At 68.2% G+C, this 21,313-nt stretch carries 19 protein-coding genes and 1 tRNA gene; 12 read left to right on the top strand and 8 right to left on the bottom strand.

All coding sequences use genetic code 11. From position 1 onward, the window contains the following. Positions 1-664 precede the first annotated feature (664 nt). Positions 665-1,351, bottom strand: a complete 687-nt coding sequence (locus tag K254_RS0115835) for a GntR family transcriptional regulator (RefSeq protein WP_026556199.1) — start codon at positions 1,349-1,351, stop codon at positions 665-667. Positions 1,352-1,458: 107 nt separating this feature from the next. Here K254_RS0115835 and K254_RS0115830 point away from each other — a divergent pair, with 107 nt between their 5' ends. The 3 genes from K254_RS0115830 (at position 1,459) to K254_RS0115820 (ending at position 5,704) form a co-directional block, all read left to right on the top strand. After that, complete coding sequence (locus K254_RS0115830) at positions 1,459-4,323, top strand: FAD-binding and (Fe-S)-binding domain-containing protein (RefSeq protein ID WP_081710190.1); 2,865 nt, start codon at positions 1,459-1,461, stop codon at positions 4,321-4,323. Positions 4,324-4,397: 74 nt separating this feature from the next. Further along, positions 4,398-4,823 (top strand): universal stress protein, encoded by a 426-nt coding sequence (locus tag K254_RS0115825; protein ID WP_026556197.1) that lies wholly within the window; start codon positions 4,398-4,400, stop codon positions 4,821-4,823. Positions 4,824-5,059: 236 nt separating this feature from the next. Continuing rightward, positions 5,060-5,704, top strand: coding sequence for a hypothetical protein (locus K254_RS0115820; protein WP_026556196.1), 645 nt, complete (start codon positions 5,060-5,062; stop codon positions 5,702-5,704). A gap of 52 nt (positions 5,705-5,756) precedes the next feature. Here the strand turns inward: K254_RS0115820 and K254_RS0115815 are convergent. The 4 genes from K254_RS0115815 to K254_RS0115795 all read right to left on the bottom strand — a co-directional run bounded on the left by K254_RS0115815 (position 5,757) and on the right by K254_RS0115795 (position 8,634). Beyond that, positions 5,757-5,827: transfer RNA gene (locus K254_RS0115815), tRNA-Cys, on the bottom strand. 63 nt (positions 5,828-5,890) lie between these two features. Beyond that, the gene (locus K254_RS0115810) at positions 5,891-6,145 is read right to left on the bottom strand and encodes a hypothetical protein (protein WP_026556195.1); all 255 of its coding nucleotides are present in this window, start codon (positions 6,143-6,145) and stop codon (positions 5,891-5,893) included. A gap of 164 nt (positions 6,146-6,309) precedes the next feature. Further along, positions 6,310-6,552, bottom strand: a complete 243-nt coding sequence (locus K254_RS0115800; protein ID WP_051389286.1) for a hypothetical protein — start codon at positions 6,550-6,552, stop codon at positions 6,310-6,312. Positions 6,553-6,666: 114 nt separating this feature from the next. After that, complete coding sequence (locus K254_RS0115795) at positions 6,667-8,634, bottom strand: acyl-CoA dehydrogenase family protein (RefSeq protein WP_026556193.1); 1,968 nt, start codon at positions 8,632-8,634, stop codon at positions 6,667-6,669. Positions 8,635-8,823: 189 nt separating this feature from the next. Between K254_RS0115795 and K254_RS0115790 the strand changes: the two genes are divergently transcribed. From K254_RS0115790 to K254_RS0115780, 3 genes are all read left to right on the top strand, one after another. Further along, on the top strand, positions 8,824-9,939 hold the full coding sequence (locus tag K254_RS0115790) for a serine hydrolase domain-containing protein (protein WP_081710189.1): 1,116 nt from the start codon (positions 8,824-8,826) through the stop codon (positions 9,937-9,939). 64 nt (positions 9,940-10,003) lie between these two features. Next, the gene (locus tag K254_RS0115785; protein WP_051389488.1) at positions 10,004-11,251 is read left to right on the top strand and encodes an MFS transporter; all 1,248 of its coding nucleotides are present in this window, start codon (positions 10,004-10,006) and stop codon (positions 11,249-11,251) included. 44 nt (positions 11,252-11,295) lie between these two features. Further along, positions 11,296-12,057 carry a dienelactone hydrolase family protein gene (locus K254_RS0115780; protein WP_026556190.1) on the top strand — a complete coding sequence of 254 codons (762 nt, stop codon included), beginning with the start codon at positions 11,296-11,298 and terminating at the stop codon, positions 12,055-12,057. A 90-nt stretch (positions 12,058-12,147) separates the two neighbouring features. Here K254_RS0115780 and K254_RS0115775 read toward each other — a convergent pair whose 3' ends face one another. Next, complete coding sequence (locus K254_RS0115775) at positions 12,148-12,789, bottom strand: NADPH-dependent F420 reductase (RefSeq protein ID WP_026556189.1); 642 nt, start codon at positions 12,787-12,789, stop codon at positions 12,148-12,150. Between the two features lie 197 nt (positions 12,790-12,986). Between K254_RS0115775 and K254_RS0115770 the strand changes: the two genes are divergently transcribed. Further along, on the top strand, positions 12,987-13,484 hold the full coding sequence (locus K254_RS0115770) for a MarR family winged helix-turn-helix transcriptional regulator (protein WP_026556188.1): 498 nt from the start codon (positions 12,987-12,989) through the stop codon (positions 13,482-13,484). A gap of 15 nt (positions 13,485-13,499) precedes the next feature. Here K254_RS0115770 and K254_RS0115765 read toward each other — a convergent pair whose 3' ends face one another. Beyond that, positions 13,500-15,296, bottom strand: coding sequence for a peptidoglycan D,D-transpeptidase FtsI family protein (locus K254_RS0115765; RefSeq protein ID WP_051389285.1), 1,797 nt, complete (start codon positions 15,294-15,296; stop codon positions 13,500-13,502). Between the two features lie 211 nt (positions 15,297-15,507). Between K254_RS0115765 and K254_RS0115760 the strand changes: the two genes are divergently transcribed. Genes K254_RS0115760 through K254_RS0115740 form a run of 5 tightly spaced genes read left to right on the top strand, consistent with a single transcriptional unit; the run spans position 15,508 to position 20,548 of the window. After that, complete coding sequence (locus K254_RS0115760; protein ID WP_231391880.1) at positions 15,508-16,560, top strand: iron-siderophore ABC transporter substrate-binding protein; 1,053 nt, start codon at positions 15,508-15,510, stop codon at positions 16,558-16,560. A gap of 8 nt (positions 16,561-16,568) precedes the next feature. Continuing rightward, on the top strand, positions 16,569-17,654 hold the full coding sequence (locus tag K254_RS0115755) for a FecCD family ABC transporter permease (protein WP_026556185.1): 1,086 nt from the start codon (positions 16,569-16,571) through the stop codon (positions 17,652-17,654). After that, positions 17,651-18,703 (top strand): iron chelate uptake ABC transporter family permease subunit, encoded by a 1,053-nt coding sequence (locus K254_RS0115750; protein WP_051389284.1) that lies wholly within the window; start codon positions 17,651-17,653, stop codon positions 18,701-18,703. Before K254_RS0115755 ends, K254_RS0115750 begins: the two co-directional genes overlap by 4 nt. Before the next feature lies 1 nt (position 18,704). Then, complete coding sequence (locus K254_RS23580; RefSeq protein WP_081710187.1) at positions 18,705-19,595, top strand: ABC transporter ATP-binding protein; 891 nt, start codon at positions 18,705-18,707, stop codon at positions 19,593-19,595. Then, positions 19,592-20,548 carry a siderophore-interacting protein gene (locus K254_RS0115740; RefSeq protein WP_026556183.1) on the top strand — a complete coding sequence of 319 codons (957 nt, stop codon included), beginning with the start codon at positions 19,592-19,594 and terminating at the stop codon, positions 20,546-20,548. The genes K254_RS23580 and K254_RS0115740 overlap by 4 nt, the downstream gene beginning before the upstream one ends. A 127-nt stretch (positions 20,549-20,675) precedes the next feature. On the opposite strand, the gene K254_RS0115735 is transcribed toward K254_RS0115740, so the two are convergent. Next, entirely contained in the window at positions 20,676-21,200 is a 525-nt protein-coding gene (locus tag K254_RS0115735; protein WP_026556182.1) for a MarR family winged helix-turn-helix transcriptional regulator, read from the bottom strand. Positions 21,201-21,313 lie beyond the last annotated feature (113 nt).

Here is a 21,313-nt window from a genome sequence, read left to right as displayed (position 1 = left end):
GCAAATGGATTGCGACTATGTGACTTTTACTGCCATGCTTCGCCGGGCCATTGTGGACGGGAGTGGTTCGCTGGCCACGGCCGTCGGCAAATAGGCCGTAGTGGCCTGTACTCGTCGGCCGCTTGTCGACTGTAGGTGAAGGTGGAAAATGACTCTGCAACCGAGGAGACTCAAGTGTCATTTTTCGAAGTCGTCTGCACCACTTCTACGGCGTCGCCTAACGTGAATCAGCGAGGACTACGGCTGCCACGGATCCGCGCCGGCTGGCATGGCCGGGCAGGAATGTGCCGTGGCCGGCGATCAGCATCCAAAGACCATACGGAGTTGTGCAGACGGCTTCGGCCATTCCGTGCAGACGACTTCGAAAAATGACAAAAGGAACGGCAGTACGCTGCTGGCGGAGATTCTCATAACCATGTGTCGAAACGCTGTCGCTGAATCTCAGTGCTATTTATTAGCTGCCAGACACCGGAGTGTCGTGACGAAGTTGATCGGCTACGCTCGGAAATCGACCCGCCCGCGATTGGCAGATCAGCAAGAAGAGGACTTACTTGCTGCGGATATAGGTCGTGATGGTCTGTGCATCGGCCAAGGCGCCCCGAGGTCCCAGAGAACGCTGCCAAATGGCGCCAAATCCACCGTCACGGCCGAACGAAGATGGCGGCTATACCGCGGCGCTTTCCTCCGGGACAGTCGATAGAACCCGGCTTTCCAGCGCCCCCGCCAGCCGCTCCCGGGCCGTCGCCAGGTGCGCATCCAAAACGTTGGCGGCCTCGGCCCCGCGGCCGGCGGCCAGGTGGTCGAGGATCTGCTGGTGTTCGCCGTGGATCAGCTCCGGATCGAGCAGATGCAGCGATTGCACCCGGGTCATGCAGAGCCGGACTTCACTGACCAAGGATCGGTACATCCTCGAGGTGCGTTCATTGCCCACGGCGTCGATCAGGGCGGTATGGAAGCGCATATCCGGATCCACCATGGCCAGGTCCCCTTCGCCCGCGCGGGCGGCCAGCTCGGCATTGGCTGCCACCGCCGCCGCGGGCACGGTGCCGGTGGAAGCCAGGCGGCGCAGCACCTCGCTCTCCAAGTACGCCCGTGCGAGGTAGATGTCGCGGACGGAATCGGGTCCAAGCACTGCCACGCGGGCGCTCTTGTGGTTGCTGCGCACCAGCAGGCCCTCGCCCACCAGCTTCTCGATGGCCGCTTTGGCGGTGGGCCGGGCGACGTCGTAGCTGCCAGCGACCTCCATCTCCGTCACGGCCACGTCGGCGGTCAGTGTGCCGGCCAGGATCCGGGCGCGCAGGTCGTCGCCGACCGCCTCGACGATGGATGTTGCTGAAACGCGCTGCACCATGGGGGCTGCCTTCCTGTGGGGGTTCCATTCTGTCAGACAGGTGTACTGGTTGTTCATAAGTGATTGTGTACTTGTCAGACAATCCTAATTCTGGCATGATCTCGGACATGACCCGCGCCACCACTTTGGACTCCACTGCCACCTCCCAGCCCACGGATCTGGCCGCCGTGCTGCGCGCCGCCGTCGCCACGGACGGGCAGGTGAAGACCCGCGCCCTGGACCTGCACGCCAACGCCCACGACGCCTCCCATTTCCTGCTGCTGCCCCAGGCCGTGGTGGTGCCCACCGATGCCGCGGAGGTGGGCCGGTTGCTGCGGGCCAGCGCCGAGCAGGGGGTGCCGCTGACCCTGCGCTCGGGCGGAACCAGCCTGAGCGGGCAGGCCGTGACCGACGGTGTGCTGGTGGACGTCCGCCACCACTTCCGCGGCATTGAGGTGCTCGACGACGGCGCCCGGGTGCGCGTACAGCCCGGTGTCACGGTGCGCACGCTCAACGCCCGGCTGGCCCGCTACGGCCGCAAGTTCGGCCCGGATCCGGCCAGCGAGGCCGCCTGCACCATCGGCGGCGTGGTGGCCAACAACTCCTCCGGCATGGCCTGCGGCACCACCGACAATGTCTACCGGACGCTGGAATCTCTCACCGTCGTCCTGCCCAGCGGCACGGTGGTGGACACGGGAGCCGACGACGCCGATGAGCGCCTTCGCGCGCTGGAGCCGGAGATCTTCGACGGGCTGCTGCAACTGCGGCGGCGCGTGGTGTCCAACTCGGAATCGGTGCGGACCATCGAGGCGCAGTTCGCCATGAAGAACACCATGGGCTACGGGATCAATTCGCTGCTGGACTTCGACAGCCCGGCGCAGATGCTGGCCCACCTGATTGTCGGCAGCGAGGGGACGCTCGGCTTTGTGGCGGAGGCCGTCTTCCGCACCGTGCCGAAACTGCCCCAGGCCACCGCCGGGCTGCTGGTCTTCAACAACCTTCAGGAAGCCAACGCCGCCCTGCCCGCACTGGTGGACAGCGGTGCCGCCACCGTGGAGCTGATGGACTCGCTCTCGCTGAAGGTGGGCCAGGGGCTGACCCAGGTGCCCCGCGTCGTCCGCGACCTGAACGTGGTGGACCACGCGGCCTTCCTGGTGGAGTACCAGGCGGACTCGGTGGACGCCCTGGCCGAGCTGGAACAGCGCGCCTCGGCGTTGGTGGGCGGCCTGCGCCTTGGCGCCCCGGCGTCGTTCAGCGCCGACTCCGGCACGCGGGCCGGGCTGTGGCATCTGCGCAAGGGCCTGTACACCTCCGTGGCCGGCGCCCGCCCACAGGGGACGACGGCGCTGCTGGAGGATGTGGTGGTTCCCGTGCCCGCGCTGGGGCGCACCTGCACGGAGCTTTCCGTCCTCTTTGGCCGCTACGGCTACGAGAATTCCGTCATCTTTGGGCATGCCAAGGACGGCAACATCCACTTCATGCTCACCGACCGCTTCGCCAGCGCCTCAGAGCTGGACCGCTACGCCGCCTTCACCGAGGACATGGTTGACCTGGTACTGGGGGAGGGCGGCTCGCTGAAGGCCGAGCACGGCACCGGACGCGTGATGGCCCCGTTTGTGCGCCGCCAGTACGGCGATGAGCTGTACGAGGTGATGCGCCGGATCAAGGTGCTGCTGGATCCCGCCGGGATGCTGAACCCCGGCGTGCTGCTGGACGACGACCCGACCGCGCATCTGCGGCACATCAAGCCGGCGCCACCCGCCGTCGACGCCGAGGTGGACCGCTGCGTCTCCTGCGGCTACTGCGAGCCGGTGTGCCCCAGCAAGGACATCACGCTCACCCCGCGCCAGCGCATTGTCACGCTGCGCGACATGGCGCAGGCCCGGCTGGACGGCCACACGGAGCTGGCCGAACGGCTCAAGCGCGAGTACAACTACGACGGCGTGCAGACCTGCGCCGTGGATGGGATGTGCCAGACCGCCTGCCCGGTGGACATCAACACCGGATCGCTGGTCAAGCATCTGCGCGAGGACGACGCCGGCCGGGTTGAGAAGGCGGTGTGGTCCACCGCCGCGCGCAATTGGGGCGGCGTGACGCGCGGCGCGGGGCTGGCCCTCAGCGTCGTCGCCAAGGTGCCGGCCGCCGTCGTGCTTCCGGCCAACAAGCTGGCCCGCGCGGTGCTGGGCGAGGACACCGTGCCGCTCTATTCCGCCGAACTGCCCGGAGGCGGGGCCAAGCGCCGCCGCCCGGCCCCGGCCGGAACGCCGTCGGCCGTGTACTTCCCAGCCTGCGTGAATGCCATGTTCGGCCCGGCCGCCGACTCGACCCCGGGCGTGCAGCTCAGCTTTGAGCAGCTCAGCGTACGCGCCGGGATCGAGCTGCTGGTGCCTGAGGGCATCGACTCCCTGTGCTGCGGAACGCCCTGGTCCTCCAAGGGCATGGCCGAGGGGCTGGCGCAGATGCACCAGCGCACCTTGGCCGTGCTGAGGGAGGCAACCAACGACGGCGAACTGGACATCATCTGCGACGCCTCCTCCTGCACCGAGGGGCTGATCCACACCATCGAAAGCGAGGAGGTGGTGGCGGGGCGCCGGCCGCTGCGGGTGGTGGACGCCGTGCAGTTCACCGCCGAGCGCATCCTGCCCGCGCTGGGCGATGGATCCAGCTGGCAGCGGATCGACTCGCTGGCGCTGCACCCCACCTGCTCCTCCACCCGGATGGGTCTGAACCCGGCGCTGGAAACGGTGGCAAGTGCGGTGGCGGACACGGTCCAGGTGCCGGAGAACTGGGGCTGCTGCGCCTATGCGGGGGACCGCGGCATGCTGCACCCCGAGCTGACGGCCTCCGCCACGGCGGCCCAGGCGGCGGAGGTGGCCGGCATGGACGCCACGGCGCACGCCTCCTGCAACCGCACCTGCGAGCTCGGCATGACCCGGGCCACCGGATCCGACTACCGGCATGTGCTGGAGCTCTTGGCCGACGTCACAGCGTGATTCCGCGCCCGGGAGGCCCTTGTGCGTCTAAGGTAGTGACCAAGATCCACTAGCCCCACGAAAGGGAACAAATCATGAGCGGAATCATCATTGTTGGTGTCGATGGCAACGAAACGTCCATGAAGGCTGCCCGCACGGCTGCCGACCTGGCCAAGGCACTGGATGCCACGCTGAGCGTTGTCACCGCCTACGGCCAGGACCGGACGGAAAAGGTGGAAATCGGCAACGACGAGTGGTTCCTCTCCACCGCTGACGAGGCCGCCAAGGTGGCCAAGAGTGTTGCAGCAGAGCTGGGCACCGGCGGCGTCACCACCACGTACTCCTCCGTCCAGGGCAAGCCGGCCGAGGCACTCATTGCCGAGGCCGAGCGCGTGGGCGCCACCATGATCGTGGTGGGCAATGTACGCATGCAGGGTCTGGGCCGTGTGCTCGGCTCCGTCGCCAACACGGTGGCCCACAACGCCCCGTGCGACGTCCACATCGTGCGCACCGCCGACTAGCAGCGGCAGCATTTTCCAGGCAGGACCCGGCGGAATCCGCCGGGTCCTGCCTGTTTAACGGCCCGTCCGTGCGGGAATAGCGTGGGCAAAGACCGAGGGGAACAGGTGCCGCGGATTTTCCCCAGACCCGACGATTGGCTTATGGGGGTGGACGGTTCAGGATTTAAGGGTCGGGACGGGAAGAATCCAGAGGACTTTCCGGCGTCTCGGCATCGGTTGCAAAACGGGAGAAGACGATGAGCGGAATTGACGGTCTCATGGCGGAGCCCCGAGACCGTTGGGTTAAAGCGGCCGGAAGAGCACAGGGGTTGGCGGACAACGGTCTGAGCGTGGCCGTGAAGACCTACTACACACGTTATTTTCCTGCCGGGTTGGCCATTCTCCTGGCGGTCGGAACTGCGGGCGGAATCCTGGCTTTTGGAGGAGGCTCGGCGGACTGGGCTTCATACCTGATGTTTGGGGTTGCCCTTGCCGGACTTGGTGTCTTTGTCGGAGGGCTGGTCTACAACGCGAAGAAGGTGGCGCCAGCAGCCCAGGTGGGCAGGGTCGCAGTGGTGCTTTCCCTGCAGGACGAGGAACAGAAAAGGATCCGCCGTCAGATCATCGGAACGGAACCCTTTGATTCAGACCATCGTGAGGTGTCTCGGGGTGCTGCGGTGCAACTGCGGAAAAGCATTGCCACGCAGCTGATCCTGGCACCGGCGCTTCCACTCCTCTTCATCCCCCAAGCCGTGGGTTTCTTCACCCGAGGTGACGACTTGATGGCGTGGCTGATGGCTATTTGCGTGGTGGCCCTCGTGATCGGCATTGCGCTCCTCGTCCGTGACTTTCAGCGGTCGGGCCGATTCCTGGAGCGCACTGCCGAACAAGCCGACCCATAGAGACCATGGCGGATGAACCTGGTGCCGCCGGTGTGGAAGCCCTTGCGATCGGACGTGGTGGCGGGATTCGAACCCGCGTGCGCGGTTTTGCAGACCGCTCCCTGGCCTCTCGGGCACACCACGCCCTTGCAGGATAGGCGGGGTGGAGTGCGGGCTGCCAGCTGTGTTTCCGGGCATTGCCCGGCGTTAAGCCTCGCTACGATCCATTGCCGTCCATGACGAGTCGTCGAATGCCGGCGGCTTCAGTGCCGCGCTGGACAGCACCCAGGGGCGGCGCAGCGCATAGGCCAGCGGAACCACTGCCATCTGCACGCCGCGGGCGGCCAGCGCCACCAGCAGCATGCCCAGGAATGAGACGGCGATGACGGCGAAGATGAGCACCCCGATCAGCAGGGTTCCGGAATAGACCAGCAGATCGTTGACCAGTATGGGATTGTCCATGGCGGTTCTCCTCACCATCCGCCGGTTCAAGCCCGGCCGCGTGCGCTGTGTGGATCTCAGACGCTACGGCGCGCAAGACACGCGGCGCAGGGACGGCGCCGCGTGTCTTGGGACTGCAATGAAGACGTAATGGTGGTTACGGAACGGTCTCATGGACCGGGTTGCTATCCGACCAGGACCAGCCAGATGCTGAATTCCTCCAGGTGCAGGAGCTTGCGCTCGCCGGTGCCCTCCTTGGTGATCCACAGGGCGCCGATTCCGGGAGCGGTTTCGTAGACCCTGCCGCGGTGGACCACCATATCGAGGATTCTGGCCTCCACCAGATCGCCCCGGTGCAAGGGGGCGAGGCTGCGGACGCGGGTGACCTGTTCTTCGCGGGATGTTCCGATGGGGATGTCGATGGACATGACGCACCTCCCTGGCTTTGCGTGCTGTGGCCCGTCCGGGCCATGGCTCCAGTCTGCCGGGGCAAGATTGCGCCTGTGTTACGGCCGCGTAAGAAGTGCGTTCCGGACGATTGTTCAGCGGTAGGTGCGGTGCTGGTTCTCCTGGGTGGACGGGCCGGGGGTGGCGTCGCCAATCCACGGTCCGGTGCCCTCGGAGACGTCGATGATGCCCTCCTCAAGCCAGCGGTAGTCGCCGGCCAGGACGGCGGCGGACAGGGTGGCATCGCCGTCGTCGGTGTTCTCCCACAGGCTGGAAAAGAGCTCGGCGACGCGCAGCCGGGACTGCTCGCAGAAGGCCTCGGCCAGTTCGATGGCGTGCCGGCCCTTGATGGGATCCTCGATCCGGATCATCTCGGCCCGGCTGCAGCAGGCGGCCATGGCGAATAGCTCCGCGCCGATGTCCACGATCCTGCCCAGAAAGGCCTGTTTGCGCTCCAGCTTGGCCTGCCAGCGCCCCATCCCGTAGAAGGTCTGGCGGGCCAGCCGGCGGGATTCGCGCTCCACAAAGCGCAGATGCTTGGCCAGCGGGCCGAACTCGTTGTAGGCGCGCGGATCCTGGCCCTTGCCGACCGCCAGTTTCGGGAGCCATTTGGCGTAGAAGCCGCTGGCGGACACCGCGGCCCGGCCCTTTTCGGCCAGCGTGGCCGTGGCCGAAGCGAGGTCGCCGGCGGCATTGAGGTGGGCGTCCACGGCCTCGCGGGCGATGAGCAGGTGCATGATCTCCGTGGAGCCCTCAAAGATGCGGTTGATGCGCAGATCGCGCAGCAGCTGCTCGGCGGGGACGGCGCGCTCGCCGCGGGCCGCCAGGGACGCCGCGGTTTCATAGCCGCGCCCGCCGCGGATCTGCACCAGCTCGTCCGCGCAGCGGTAGGACATCTCGGAGGACCACAGCTTGGCCAGAGCGGCCTCGATGCGCACGTCCTTCATGCCCGCGTCCGCCAGGGAGGCGGAGAGTTCAAAGACGGCTTCCAAGGCGAATGTCGTGGCGGCCAGGAAGGCGATCTTCTTGCCCACGGCCTCGTGGCTGCCCACCGGCCGGCCCCACTGGGTGCGGGCATTGGACCATTCCCGGGCGATCTTCAGCGACCATTTGCCGGCTCCGGCGCACATGGCCGGGATCGACAGGCGCCCGGTGTTCAAGGTGGTGAGGGCGATCTTCAGCCCCTGCCCTTCCCGGCCCAGCCGGTTGGCCGCCGGGACGCGGACCTGGTGGAAGCGGGTGACGCCGTTTTCAATGCCGCGCAGGCCCATAAAGGAGTTCCTGTGCTCCACGGTGATGCCGGGGGAGTTGGCCTCCACCACGAAGGCCGTGATGCCGCCCTTGGCGCTCTGCCCGGACGCCACGCCGTCGTCGGACACGGCATGCGGGGGGACCACTGCCATCACCACCACCAGCTCGGCGATCACGCCGTTGGTGGTCCAGAGTTTGACGCCGTCCAGCACGTACTCGCTGCCGTCTTCGCTTGGCACGGCAGCGCAGGCCAGCCTGGCCGGGTCCGAGCCCACGTCCGGCTCGGTGAGCAGGAAGGCGGTGACGGCGCCGGCGGCGCAGCGGGGCAGATACTGCTGTTTCTGCTCCGGGGTGCCGAACACCTTCACGGGCTCCGGCACCCCGATGGACTGGTGTGCCGAGACGAGCGCGCCAAAGGAGGGATGGACGGTGCCCAGCAGGGCCAGCGCACGGCCGTAGTAGAGCAGCGTGAGGCCCAGTCCGCCGTATTCGCGCGGGATCTTCATGCCGAACACGCCAATCCGGGCCAAGCCGGCGAGGTATTCATCGGGGATCTTGGCGTCGCGTTCAATCCGGGCGGAATCCAGGGTTTCGCAATAGGAGCGCAGCTCGGCCAGGAATGCCTCGCCGCGTTCGACGTCGAACGGGCCCGGCTCGGGATGGGGGTGGATCAGGGAGAGGTCGAAGTGGCCCAGATAGAGCCCCTTGGCGAAGCTTGGCCGGCTCCAGCTGCTCTCCCGGGCCTCCTCCGCCACCTTCCGGGCCTGTTCGGCCGTGACGGTGGCGCCCGTTCCATCAACCTTGGTGCTCATTGCGGCCCCTTCCGTGGCACCGGCGTGCTCCCGGCCCGGACCCGGTGGCCCGGCGGTTGTCCCCATGCTACGCGCGGGCGGCACGGGCGGCTATGGGTCCATCGGACGGTTCGACGGCGGGTTCCGGCACCGGTTCTGCGACGGGTTCCGCCGCGGGCAAATGCCGGGGGTTCCCTTAAGCTGGAAGGCATGACAGAGCCTGCCCAGGGAATGGCCACCGAGCCCTTCGAGTCCGTCCGCACCTTGTTCAACGCCATGTTGGCGGCGGACCCGGCCTACAGCGCCCAGCTGGCTGTCTACCACCAGGGCGTCCCCGTGCTGGATCTGGTGGGCGGGCCGGAGTTCGACGCCGATTCCATCACCGGCGTCTTCTCCTGCTCCAAGGGCGTGGCCGCCCTGGCCTTCAGCCTGCTGGTGCAGGACGGCGTGGTGGATCTGGATGCCAAGGTCACCAGCTACTGGCCCGAGTTTGGGCAGCATGGCAAGGACGTGCTGTCCGTCCGGCAGCTGCTCAGCCACCAGGCCGGCGTCGTGGGGCTGCCCGGCGGCGTGGTGGTGGAGGACTACAACGACGTCCCCGCGCTGGCCGCGCGGCTGGCCGGCATGGTGCCGCTGTGGCGCCCGGGCAAGGCCTTTGGCTACCACGCGCTGATCATGGGCGTGCTGATGGAGGAGCTCTGCCGCCGCACCACCGGGCGCACGCTGCAGGAGGTGTACGAGGAGCGGATCCGCGCGCCGTTCGAGGTGGACATGTTCCTGGGCCTGCCCGAGGACGAGGAACAGCGCTTCAAGCCCGTGCTCTTCGGCGTGGATCCGAATGCGCCGTTCATCGACCCGGCCTCGATCACCGGAATTTCGGCCAATGTGGCCGCCGGCAACATTCTTGACCTGCCCAACAACCGCCAGGTGCGCGCCGGCGGGAGCACCAGCGGCGCCGGCGTCGGTTCCGCCCGCGGACTGGCCCGGGTCTACGCCGCCGCGAGCACCGGCGTCGAGGGGTCGGAGCCGTTCCTGGCCCCGGCGACCATCGCCGCCATGAGCGAGGAGCAGGTCTGGGGCTGGGACCGCACCTTCAGCCAGGAGAGCGCCTTTGCCGTGGTCTTCATGAAGTCCCACAACCGGGTGGACTTTGGCTCTGCCCGTGCCTTTGGGCACGACGGCGCCAACGGTGCGCTGGGCTACGCGGACCCCCACTACGAGGTCGGTTTTGGCTATGTCCCGCGCTGGTGCGAATTGGGCGGGACGACGGGGCGGGCCATGCAGCTCAGCGCCGCCGTGCGCCGTGCCGTGCTGGACCTTGGCTAGGACCGGAACCGTGAGCAATGACAAACCCGGCCTTCCCAAGCTGACCGACGCCACCGCGGGCGGCATGCTTGTCGACGCGGAGGTGGACGAGGTCCCCGCGCCGGAACCCACCGCCACCAGCCGCGGGCTCAGCCTGCTCTACATCGCCGTCGCCCTGATCCTGTGCGGGCTGAACCTGCGCACCGTGTTCTCCAGCTTCGCCGCCGTCCTGCAGGAGGCCACCGCAGCCACCGGCATGGCACCGGCGCTGGTGGCCCTGCTCTCCACGGTCCCCGTGACACTGCTGGGCGTCTTTGCCCCGGTGGCCCCGGGGCTGGCGCGCCGCTTTGGCGCCGAACGGACGCTGCTGGGCGCCATGGCGCTGTTGACCCTGGGGCTGGTGGTGCGCGGCATCGGCGAGGTGCCGGCGCTGCTGGTGGGCAGCTTTGCCGCCGGTGCCTCGATCGCCATCGTCAACGTCCTCCTGCCCGGGCTGGTGAAGCGCGACTTCGCCCACCGGCTGGGCCTGATGACCGGCATGTACACGATGTCCATCTGCGCCGCGGCGGCGCTCGGCGCCGGATTCACGCACCCCATCTACGAGGCCACGGGCTCATGGCAGTGGGCGCTGGGCTTTTGGGCCATCCCGGCCGCGCTCGCCGCCCTGGTGTGGACGCCCGTCGCGCTGAAGCAGCGGCATGCGCGCCGTGCCCTGGCGGCCACCGGCCCCAGTGTGTGGCGCTCCCGCACCGCCTGGCAGATCACCGGCTTCATGACCATGCAGGCCATGATGTCCTTCAGCGTCTTCGCCTGGCTGGCGCCGATCCTGCGCAGCCGCGGAGTGGACGGCGGCACGGCCGGTGCGATTGTGGCCGTGTCCATCGTGCTGCAGATGGGCGGCTCGCTGCTGGCCCCGGCGCTGGCCGTGAAGCTGCGGCGGCAGAGCTGGCTGAACGCCACGGTGGCGCTGATGACAGGGGCCGGGTTTGCGCTGAGCATCTTCGGCCCGATGCAGGGGATCTGGCTCTGGACAGCCCTCCTGGGCCTGGGCCAGGGGAGCCTGACGGCCGTGGCCCTGACCATGATTGTGCTGCGCACCCGCGACGCCCACACCGCCGCGCACCTGTCCGGGATGATGCAGGGCGTGGGCTACGGCGTGGGCTCGGTGGGGACGCTGCTGGTGGGCCAGCTGCACGCGGCCACCGGGGGATTCGCTGCCGCCGGAGTGATGTTCCTGGTCATTGGCACGGGCTGCGCGGTGTTCGGCCTGCTGGCCGGCCGGCCCCGGTTCATCGAAGACGACGGCAGGCTCGACGGCGGAGCCAAACCCTAGCTTTTCCTCTAGCTTTCCCCGAAGGGGGATGTGATGATCACTGCATGGGCGAGATGATCACACTGTCCGGCGGCGTTTCGGCGTACCTGAAGGGGCCGCCCGGCTGGCACCACGGCCGCCATGCCGAGGCCGTACCGCTGAAGGGCGGCCTGATAGTTCTCCACGAGGTGTGGGGCCTGGTGGACCACATCAAGGACGTGGCGGACCGTTTTGCCGCCGAGGGGTATCTGGTGCTGGCTCCGGACCTGCTGGACGGTGCCGGGCCTAGTCCGTCGGTGCTGGCGGATCTGCAGGAGAAGATGCAGGATCCGCAGGGACGCAACGAGATCCAGCCCCAATTGCGCGAGCTCATGGCCCCGATGCGGGCCCCGGACTTTGCCGCGAAGGCGCTGGCCGGCGTCCAGGCCTGCTTCGAGCACCTCAACGGGCTCGAGTCCATCGGTTCCCTGGTCGGCGTCGTCGGCTTCTGCTTTGGCGGGAGCTACAGCTTTTCCCTGGCCGTTGCCGAGCCGCGGCTGAAGGCGGCGGTGCCGTTCTACGGGCACGCGGACTTCACCGCGGAGCAGCTGCGCGGCATCACCGCCCCGGTGCTGGCCTTCTACGGGGAGAAGGACGAGCGGCTGATGGCCACCCTTCCGGCTCTGCGCGAGTCCATGAAGGCAGCGGGCGTGGACTTCACCGCCGTCGTCTATCCCGATGCCGGCCACGCCTTCTTCAATGACACGAACGCCGCAGCCTACCGCGAAGACGACGCCGACGACGCGTGGTCGCGCACCTTGGAGTTCCTCTCGGACAAACTGGCCTGAGTCCCCAACGAAAAATGCGCCCGCTCACGGGTTTCGACACCGGTGCACGGTGGCGGAACCCGCAAACGGGCGCAGAAAACGCAGCGGCTGTCAGCCGACGATCTTCAGACCGGTGTTCCAGTTGAAGGTCTCGAAGGCGGGGTTGGCCTGCAGGGTCATGACCAGGAACTGGAAGCCCTCCAGCTCGCGGGAGCGCTTCAGGCCACCGGCCACGATGGGGCGCATGCCGCCGTCGGCCACCAGCGAGCTGACCGCAGCCGTGGCCGCCTCGCTGTCGCCGGCAATGAAGATGTCCAGGGTCTGGCCCTCGGCCTCGCCCGCCACCAGGGTGCCGGCAAAGGCGGTGTTGAAGGCCTTGACGACGTCGGCGCCGGCCGGAGCCAGCGCTGCGATCTCTTCGGCGGCCGAGTTGCCCGGCTCCACGACGAGGGAGTCGAAGGTGGCGAAGTTGACCGGGTTGGTGATGTCCACGATGGTCTTGCCGGCCAGCGCGCCGCCGTAGGTGGTGACAACGGACTTGGCGGCGTCGAACGGAACGGCCAGAACCACGATGCTGCCCGCGGGGGATTCGGCGGTGGTGCCCGCAGTGGTGCCGGCGCCCAGCTCTGCGGCGAGGGTCTGGGCCTTGGCGGCATCCTGGCCGAGGATCTGGACAGTGCGGCCTGCTGCGATGGCACGGGTTGCGATGCCGCGGGCCATGTTGCCGTTGCCGATGATGGTGACGTTAGCCATTTTCTGCTTCTTTCCGAAGAGGGTTGCGAGGAAGTTCTTCACGGGAGTGTCCTTGTGGAGAAGGTTGTTTAGTTGAAGCTTCAACTGAATCTACAACTAAACATACGCTTGAATACTTGAAGCGTCAAGTGTTTCGTTGAATGACGCAATCCACCCCCGGCGGCACACGGGCGCCGGCGCGTGAAAAGATGCTTGGTATGGGAGAAGCGGAAGAACCTACACAGTGGCTGAGTGCCGACGAACGCGCGGCCTGGCTGGCGCTGCTGTCCACCACCACGCTGCTGCCGGCAGCCCTGGATGCGGAGCTGGTGCGGCTGGGGAAGCTGTCCCTGTTCGACTACAACGTGCTCGCGATGCTCTCGGAGTCGGCCGAGCGGCGGCTGCCGATGAGCGAGCTCGCCGCGCGCACCAGCGCCTCACTGTCCCGGCTCTCCCATGTGGCAAAGAAGCTTGCGGCCCGCGGACTGGTGGCCCGCAGTGCCGATCCCTCCGATGCCCGGGTGACGGCGGCGTCCATCACCGACGAAGGCATGGCCCTGGTGGAAGAGCTGGCGCCGCTGCACGTGGCCCACGTCCGCCGTCTGGTGTTCGACTCCCTTGACGCGCGCGACGTCGCCGATCTGGCCCGGATCGGGCGCAAGGTGGTCGGCCGGCTGCAGGAGGACCACTGGATCCTGCGCACTCCTTCACCGTAGGCGCAGTCCAAGCCCCTACTCGTAGAACTGCGGCAGCGCCACGGACGGCGTGGTGGACGGCGGAACGTTGTTGCTGCGCAGCACGTGCCCCATCACATTGTTGAAGACCGGGGCCTGCGAGATGCCGTAGATGTTTCCCTGCGGGCGCTGCACCGTCACCAGCACCACGTACTGCGGATCGTCCATCGGGGCGATGCCGGCAAAGGAAGCGGTGTAGCCGGAGAAGCCGACGCCGTTCTCGGCGGGCGCCTCGGCGGTGCCCGTCTTGCCGCCGATGCGGTAGCCGGGAACCTTGATGTCCTTGGCGCCGCCGGCGGTGACAACGCTTTCCAGGATGTCCTTCACCTGGGCCGCCGTCTGGGGGCTCACGGCCGTGGTGCCGGGTGCCTGCGGCACCTTGTGCTCGGTGCCGTCCGGATCGATGTAGGAATCGATCAGCTGCGGGGCCAGCCGCACCCCGTTGTTGGCAATGGTCTGGTACGCCATCGCCGTCTGCAGCGGGGTCTGCGAGACGCCCTGGCCGAAGAGCACTGTGAATTCCTGGCGGCCGTCCCAGTCCTCCGGTTTGGCCAGGATGCCGGAGCTTTCGCCGGGCAGGGGAATGCCCGTGGCCTCCCCGACGCCGAACCTGCGCAGGTAGTCGTAGCGCTGGTCCGGGGTGAGCTTCTGGCCCACCATCACCGTTCCGGTGTTCAGCGAGTCGCCGATGATGCCGGCAAAGGTGCGCTGCTCGGTGCCGTGCGGGGAGGCGTCCTGGAACGTCTGGCCGTTGACCGTATAGCTGGGCGGCACGAGGACGTGCGACAGCGGGGTGATCAGGCCCTCCTGGATGGCGCCCGCGGCCGTGATGGTCTTCTGGGTGGAGCCGGGCTCGACGGCGGCGCTGACGGAGCGCACGCCGCGGTCCTTCGCGTCGGTGGCCCAGGGCTCGTTGGGATCCACCATGTGGTCCTCGGCCAGGGCCAGCACCTTGCCGGTCTTCACCTCGACCACCACGATGTTGCCCCATTGGGCGCCGAATTTCGCCACCTGGTCGCTGATGGCCTGCTGGGCGTAGTACTGGATGTCGGAGTTGATGGTCAGCTTCACCGACTTTCCGTCCACCGCCGGGACCACGGTGTCCGGCGCCGTCGGAATCACGATGCCGTTGGCGCCGCGCTGGTAGGTGCGGCTGCCCTCGGTGCCCGTCAGTTCGTCATTCATGGTTTGTTCGATGCCTGCGCCGCCGGAGTCGTTGAGGTACCCGACGATGCCGCCGCCGACGGCGCCGAGGGGGTAGGTCCGTTCGCTGAGGGGCTCGGAGTAGATGCCGGGCACGCGCAGGGCCGCGACCTTGGATTCGATGTCGGGCGTGACGCCCTTGGCGACGTACATGAAGTCCGTATCGCCCGTGACGGCCGTGCGGACGTCGGCTTCTGACATGTTCAGCACATCGGCCAGTTCGCGGATGCCCTGGTCCCGGCTGATGGTCTCCACCGTGCCGGCCGCGTTGCGGCGCTTGAACTCGGTGGCCTCGGTGTTGTTCCGCGGCGAGGCGGTGATGTTGTAGCGGATGATGCTCTCCGCCAGGACGTTGCCGTTGGCATCGAGGATCTTGCCGCGGGTGGCCGGGAGCTTGGTGACCACTGTGCGCTGGGCGGTGGCCTCCTGGGCCATGCCGTCCAGGTCGAGGCCCTGGATCACCACGAGCCGCCCGGAGATCACCATCAGCAGCGCCATGATGCCGACCAGGCCCAGGCGCACGCGCTTGTTGGACTTGAATGCGCTGGGAATCTTGTTTGCGCCGGGTCGCGGGCTGCGCTGCCTGGTCATTGTGTAGCTCTCCTTGCCGTGGCTTCGATTAAGTCTGGCAAGCTGCAGACGGTTTGTCCCAAAGGGCGCGGCCCTCACAGGAACTAACGGAGCACTCACAGGAATCAATTAGCGCATAAACATGTTTCGTAATGAATGATTTCATCGGGTACCCTAGGTAAGGCTTGCATAACTTAGCACGCCCTCACGCACCATGCACCTAGGAGAAATCGTGGAATTTTCGCGCCGACAGGGCCTCAAGCTCGGACTTTTGGCATCCATCGCTGCCGCTGGCGTTTCGCTGGCCGGATGCTCCACCGGGGCCGTTGGAACGGGCGGAGCCACCACGGCGGCCGGTGCTGCCGACGCCTTCCCGGTGACCATCAAGCACGCCTTTGGTGAGACGGTTATCAAGTCCGCCCCCGCCCGCGTGGCCACCGTTGCCTGGGTCAACGCCGATGTGGCACTGGCCCTGGGCGTGGTTCCGGTCGGCATGCCCACCGATGAGTGGGGTGCCAACGACAAGGGCTCCACCCCGTGGAAGGACGCCGCCCTTGAGAAGGCCGGCGCAGCCATCGGCACCTCCAAGGCCCCGGCCCAGTACTCCGAGGCCGACGGCATCAACTTCACCGAGATCGCCAAGACCAGCCCGGATGTCATCCTGGCCGCCTACTCCGGCCTGAGCCAGGAGGACTACGACAAGCTGAGCAAGATCGCTCCCGTCGTTGCCTACCCGAAGCTGGCCTGGGGCACCTCCTGGGAAGATGCCACCACCATGATCGGCACGGCACTGGGCAAGTCCGCCGAGGCCAAGAGCCTGATCACCGCCACCGAGGCGACCATCAAGGCCGAGGCCGCGAAGTACCCGCAGATCGCCGGCAAGACCTTCATCTACGGCAACCTGGAGCCGGCCAAGGCCGACGGCGTCAACGTCTACACCGCCGACGACAACCGCCCCAAGTTCCTCTCCAGCATCGGCATGAAGCTGGCGCCCGTGGTCGAGAAGAACCAGACGGCCGACAGCTTCTACATCGAGTGGTCCGCGGAAAAGGCCAACGAGCTCGATTCCCAGGTCTTCGTCAGCTGGGTCCCGGACAGCTCCACCAAGGAAGCCATCGTGGCCGACCCGCTGCTGGGCCAGATCCCCGCCGTCAAGAAGGGTGCCTTCGTCGCCGATTCGGACCAGACGCTGACCTTGGCCATCTCGGCCTCCTCGCCGCTGAGCCTGCCCTGGGCGCTGGAGAAGTTCCTCCCGCAGCTCGGCGACGCGGCCAACAAGGCCTAGCCTCCATCATGGCAACGAGTACGACGGCGCCGGGCACCGTGGCGTCCACGGCCGCCGCTGCGGGGAATCCCGCGGCGGCGGCCGTGGGGCGCGCCCGCCGGCCGGCTGCCCAGCGGGTGTGGGCGGTGGCCGCCGTCGTGGTCCTTGGCCTGCTTGTCCTGGCCTCGCTGGCCGTGGGGGCGCGCTATGTGCCGCTGCCCGTCGTGCTCGATGCCCTGGCCAACCCCGACGCCGCCAACGGGGACCATGCCGTGGTCATTTCGCGCATCGCGAGGACTGTGGCGGCCCTGCTGGTGGGTGCCGCGCTGGGCCTCTCCGGCACGGCCATGCAGGGCCTGGCCCGCAATCCACTCGCCGATCCGGGGATCCTGGGCGTCAACGCCGGCGCCTCGCTGGCCGTCGTCGCGGCCATCTTCTTCCTCGGCGCCGCCAGTGTCTCCAGCTACATCTGGTTCGCCTTTGCCGGCGCCGCCGTGGCCGCCGTCGTGGTCTATTCCGTCGCCAGCCTGGGCCGCGAGGGGGCAACCCCCGTGAAGCTGGCGCTGGCCGGTGCCGCGGTGTCGGCCGGTCTGGTGTCCATCATGAGTGCCTTGCTGCTCAGCAGCCAGGATTCGCTGGAGCTGTTCCGCCGCTGGCAGGTGGGCGCGCTGGCCGGGAAGTCGTGGGAATCCATTGGCACGGTGGCGCCGTTCATGGCGGTGGGCATGGTGATTCTGCTTTTCACCGGAAAGCTGCTCAACAACCTCTCGCTCGGTGACGATGTGGCCCGGTCGCTGGGCCAGCGCCCGGGTCTTGGCCGTGCCGTCTCCGCCGTGGGCATCGTGCTGCTCTGCGGCTCCGCCACCGCACTGGCCGGCCCCATCGCCTTCATCGGGCTGGTGGTGCCCCATCTGCTCCGCGCCCTGGTGGGCCCGGACTACCGCTGGCTGCTGCCGCTGTCCCTGGTGGCAGCCCCGGCCGTGCTGCTCTTTGCCGATGTGCTGGGCCGCGTCCTGCTGATGCCGGCGGAAATCCCCGCCGGCATCCTGGCCGCCTTCATCGGCGCACCGGTGTTCATCGCCGTCGTCCGCCGCGGACGGAGCGCGGCCCTGTGAGCACGCCAGCGACCCCCATCGTGGCCCGCGCGCCCGGCGGCAGCGCCGTCCGCAACCTCCGCCGCGGCCCGCGCCGCCGCCGCCTGGCGGCCACCGGCACCCTGGCCCTGCTGGTGCTGGGCCTGCTGGTCGTGGACATCCTGCTGGGCAGCTACACCATCACCATCCCTGACTTTGCGCGGCTGCTGGCGGGGGAGCACATCCCCGGTGCCAGCTTCATCGTGATGGAGAACAAGCTGCCGCGCGCCGTCATCGGCCTGCTGGCGGGCGTGGCCTTCGGCCTGTCCGGCGCCATCTTCCAAACCATGCTGCGCAACCCGCTGGCCAGCCCGGACATCATCGGCATCAGCTACGGAGCCTCCGCCACGGCCGTTGCCGCGATCGTGTTCTTCGGTGCCGCGGGCGCCACGGTGTCGGTGGCCGCCATCGCCGGAGCCCTGGTGGTGGCCCTGCTGATCAGCCTGCTGGCGCGCGGGCGCGGCGGCTCGGGGCTGATCCTGGTGGGCATCGGTGCCGCGGCCTTCATGAATGCCGCCGTCACCTTCATGCTGGCAAGGGCGGACATCAACAACGCCCAGTCCGCCATGATCTGGCTGGCCGGCTCGCTGAACTCCAGCAATTGGGAGCGCGCCTCGGTGTTGGCCGTTTCGCTGGTGGTGCTGCTGCCGGTGGCATTCCTCCTGGCCCGCAGCCTGGGCGGCATGCAGCTGGGCCAGGACACGGCGTCGGGCCTGGGTTTCAATGTTCCCCGGGGGCGGCTCGCGCTCACCGTGCTGGGCGTGCTGCTGGCGGCCCTGGCCACCGCAGCGGCCGGTCCCATTTCCTTTGTCGCCTTCCTCTCCGGCCCCATCGCCAAGCGGCTCAACGGCGGTGCGCCGTCGCTGCCGATGGCCGCGCTGGTGGGTGCGGCGATCGTCCTGGGCGCAGATTTCATCGCGGCCAATCTTTTGCCCACAGCCCTGCCCGTGGGCGTGGTCACCGGGGCGCTCGGAGCACCGTTCCTGCTCTGGCTGCTGATCAACACCAACCGCAACAGCCAAGGAGGCTGAGATGACAGGACCAAGCGAAGGCACCCTGGGTGCCCGCGGGCTCTCGCTGGGCTACGGCGACCGCCGCATCGTGGACGACCTCTCGGTCGAGCTGCCCGAGGGCAAGGTGACGATGATCGTCGGCGCCAATGCCTGCGGAAAATCCACCCTGCTGCGCGGCCTGGCCCGGCTGCTCAAACCGAGCTCCGGCGTCGTCGTCCTGGGCGGCAAGGACATCCACAGGATGCCCACCCGGACCCTGGCCCGGCAGCTGGGCATCCTGCCCCAGACGCCCACAGCACCGGAGGGCATCACCGTGGCCGAGCTGGTGGGCCGCGGCCGCAGCCCGCACCAGGGCTGGTTCAGGCAGTGGAGCAGCGAGGACGACGACGCCGTCGCGGCAGCGCTTGAGGCCACCGGCACGCTGGAGCTGGCCACGCGGAGCATCGATGAACTCTCCGGCGGGCAGCGCCAGCGCGTCTGGATCGCCATGGCCCTGGCCCAGCAGACGGACATCCTGCTGCTGGACGAGCCCACCACCTACCTCGACCTGGCCCACCAGGTGGAGGTGCTGGATCTGGTGGCGGAGCTGAACGCCGCGCGCGGCACCACCGTGGCCATTGTGCTGCACGATCTGAACCTTGCGGCCCGCTACGGCGACCACCTGATTGCCATGAAGAGCGGGCGCATCATCGCCCAGGGGGATCCGGCGGACGTGCTGGATGCCGCACTGGTCCAGGAGGTCTTTGGCTTGGAATCCCTGGTGGTGGCCGATCCCGTCTCGGGCACGCCGCTGGTGGTGCCGCTGGGCCGCGCCGGGCGCCGGATCGCCGCTCCCACCGCCCCCTCCTTTGTTCCCGCACCCGTTTCCCCCGTTTCCACTGTCTCCACTGTCGAAGGAATCCCCGCATGAGCGCCACCGCCGTCAAGCCGGAGACCATCCGCCCCATCCGCGCCTTCGAGGTGTCCGTTGCGGCCGTGCAGAAGCTCTCGCCGCACTTTCTGCGGATCACCTTCACCGGGGGCGATCTGGACTACTTTGGCTCCAACGCCGCCGGGCAGACCCTGGATCTGCGCATCAAGGTGATGATTCCCTCGTCCGGCTTCCCGCTGCCGGACTTCGGCTCGATGGATGAGGGCTGGTACCAGCAGTGGCTGGCCATGGACGCGGACACCCGCGGGTTCATGCGGACCTACACCGTGCGCCGGTTCCGCTCCGGCTCCCCGGGCATCGACGGCGTCCCGGCCGTGGCCGCGGAGCTGGACGTGGACTTTGTGCTGCACCTGGACGGCGGCTCCGGCCCGGCGGCGCTGTGGGCTGCCTCGGCTGCGCCGGGGGACAGACTCACCCTCATCGGCCCCGACGTCCGTGCCGGCGACTGCCTGGGCATCGAGTTCGCCCCCGGGGGTGCCTCGCGCCTGCTGCTGGTGGGGGACGAGACGGCCGTGCCCGCGATCGCCGCAATCCTGGAAACCCTGCCCGCCGCCACTACGGGGCACGCCATCCTCGAGGTGCCCTGCGCCGAAGACTTCCTGGACCTGGCCACCGACTCCGGAATCCAGATTTCCTGGCTGGCCCGGGGCGGGAACCCCAACGGGGCACCGCTGCAGGAGGCCGTCCGCCGGGTGCTTGCCCCGGCGGCCTGCGATCTGGGCGATGAGCCGGAGGCCGTGGATGTGGACACGGACATCCTGTGGGAAACCCCCGAACCTGCCGACGTGGGCAGCGGCCTCTACGCCTGGATCGCCGGCGAGGCGGCCGCCGTGCGCGAACTGCGGCGCTACCTGGTGCGTGACGTCGGCATGGACAGGAACTCCGTGGCCTTCATGGGCTACTGGCGGCTCGGCAAGGCCCAGCGCAGCTAGGATCTGCGCGGCCCGCAGCCGCCGTCGCCGACGGGCGCCGCACCCGGGAGCATGAATGCCGCCGGGGAACATGTCCACGCATGTTCCCCGGCGGCATTCATGCTCCCTTGTGCATTTTCTACACCTTCTACGCCGCAGAACCCTCGGGGGCGGCCAGGGCGGCGAGGATCCGGGCCAGCTCGGCCCTGTCGGACTCCGGAAGCCGGGAAAAGTATTCGGTGGCCTTGCCGCGGCGGGCGGAGCCGACGTCGTCGAACAGCGCCCGGCCGGCCTCCGTGGCCGCCACCAGGGTTGCGCGGCGGTCCGCCGGATCGGGCGTGCGGGCCAGCAGGCCCTTGGCTTCGAGCTGGTCCACCACCTCCGTGGCCGAGCGCGGGGCGATCCGCAGCCTTTCAGCCAGGTCCTTCACCCTAAGGCCCGACGGCGGCGCCTCCGTGGGGCAGGGACCTCCAGCGCCGCCGTCGCCGCCAGGCCCTCCACCGCGTTCGGCGGGCGGCCCGCCGCGTTCCAGCGTGGCCAGGGCCCGCCACTGGTGCGGTGTCAAACCCCACGGTGCCAGCTGTTCGGCCCAAGTGCGCCGCAGTCCACGGAAGGCGGCGTGGAAGAGCTCGCCAAGATCGGCGTCGCCCGCGGTGTGCGGCTGTTCAGTCATGGATTCAACAGTAGTCGAGGATTTGGAACTATTGACAGGCAGCCACATAGTGAGGTAACCTCTGTATTAACGGGCGCGAACCCGCACCCGCACACCTTTATCCAAGGAGGTGG

The organism is Arthrobacter sp. 35W (assembly GCF_000482545.1).
Classification (GTDB): domain Bacteria; phylum Actinomycetota; class Actinomycetes; order Actinomycetales; family Micrococcaceae; genus Specibacter.
Note: the sequence above shows the minus strand (reverse complement) of the source record. Positions and strands in the feature narration are given on the sequence as shown.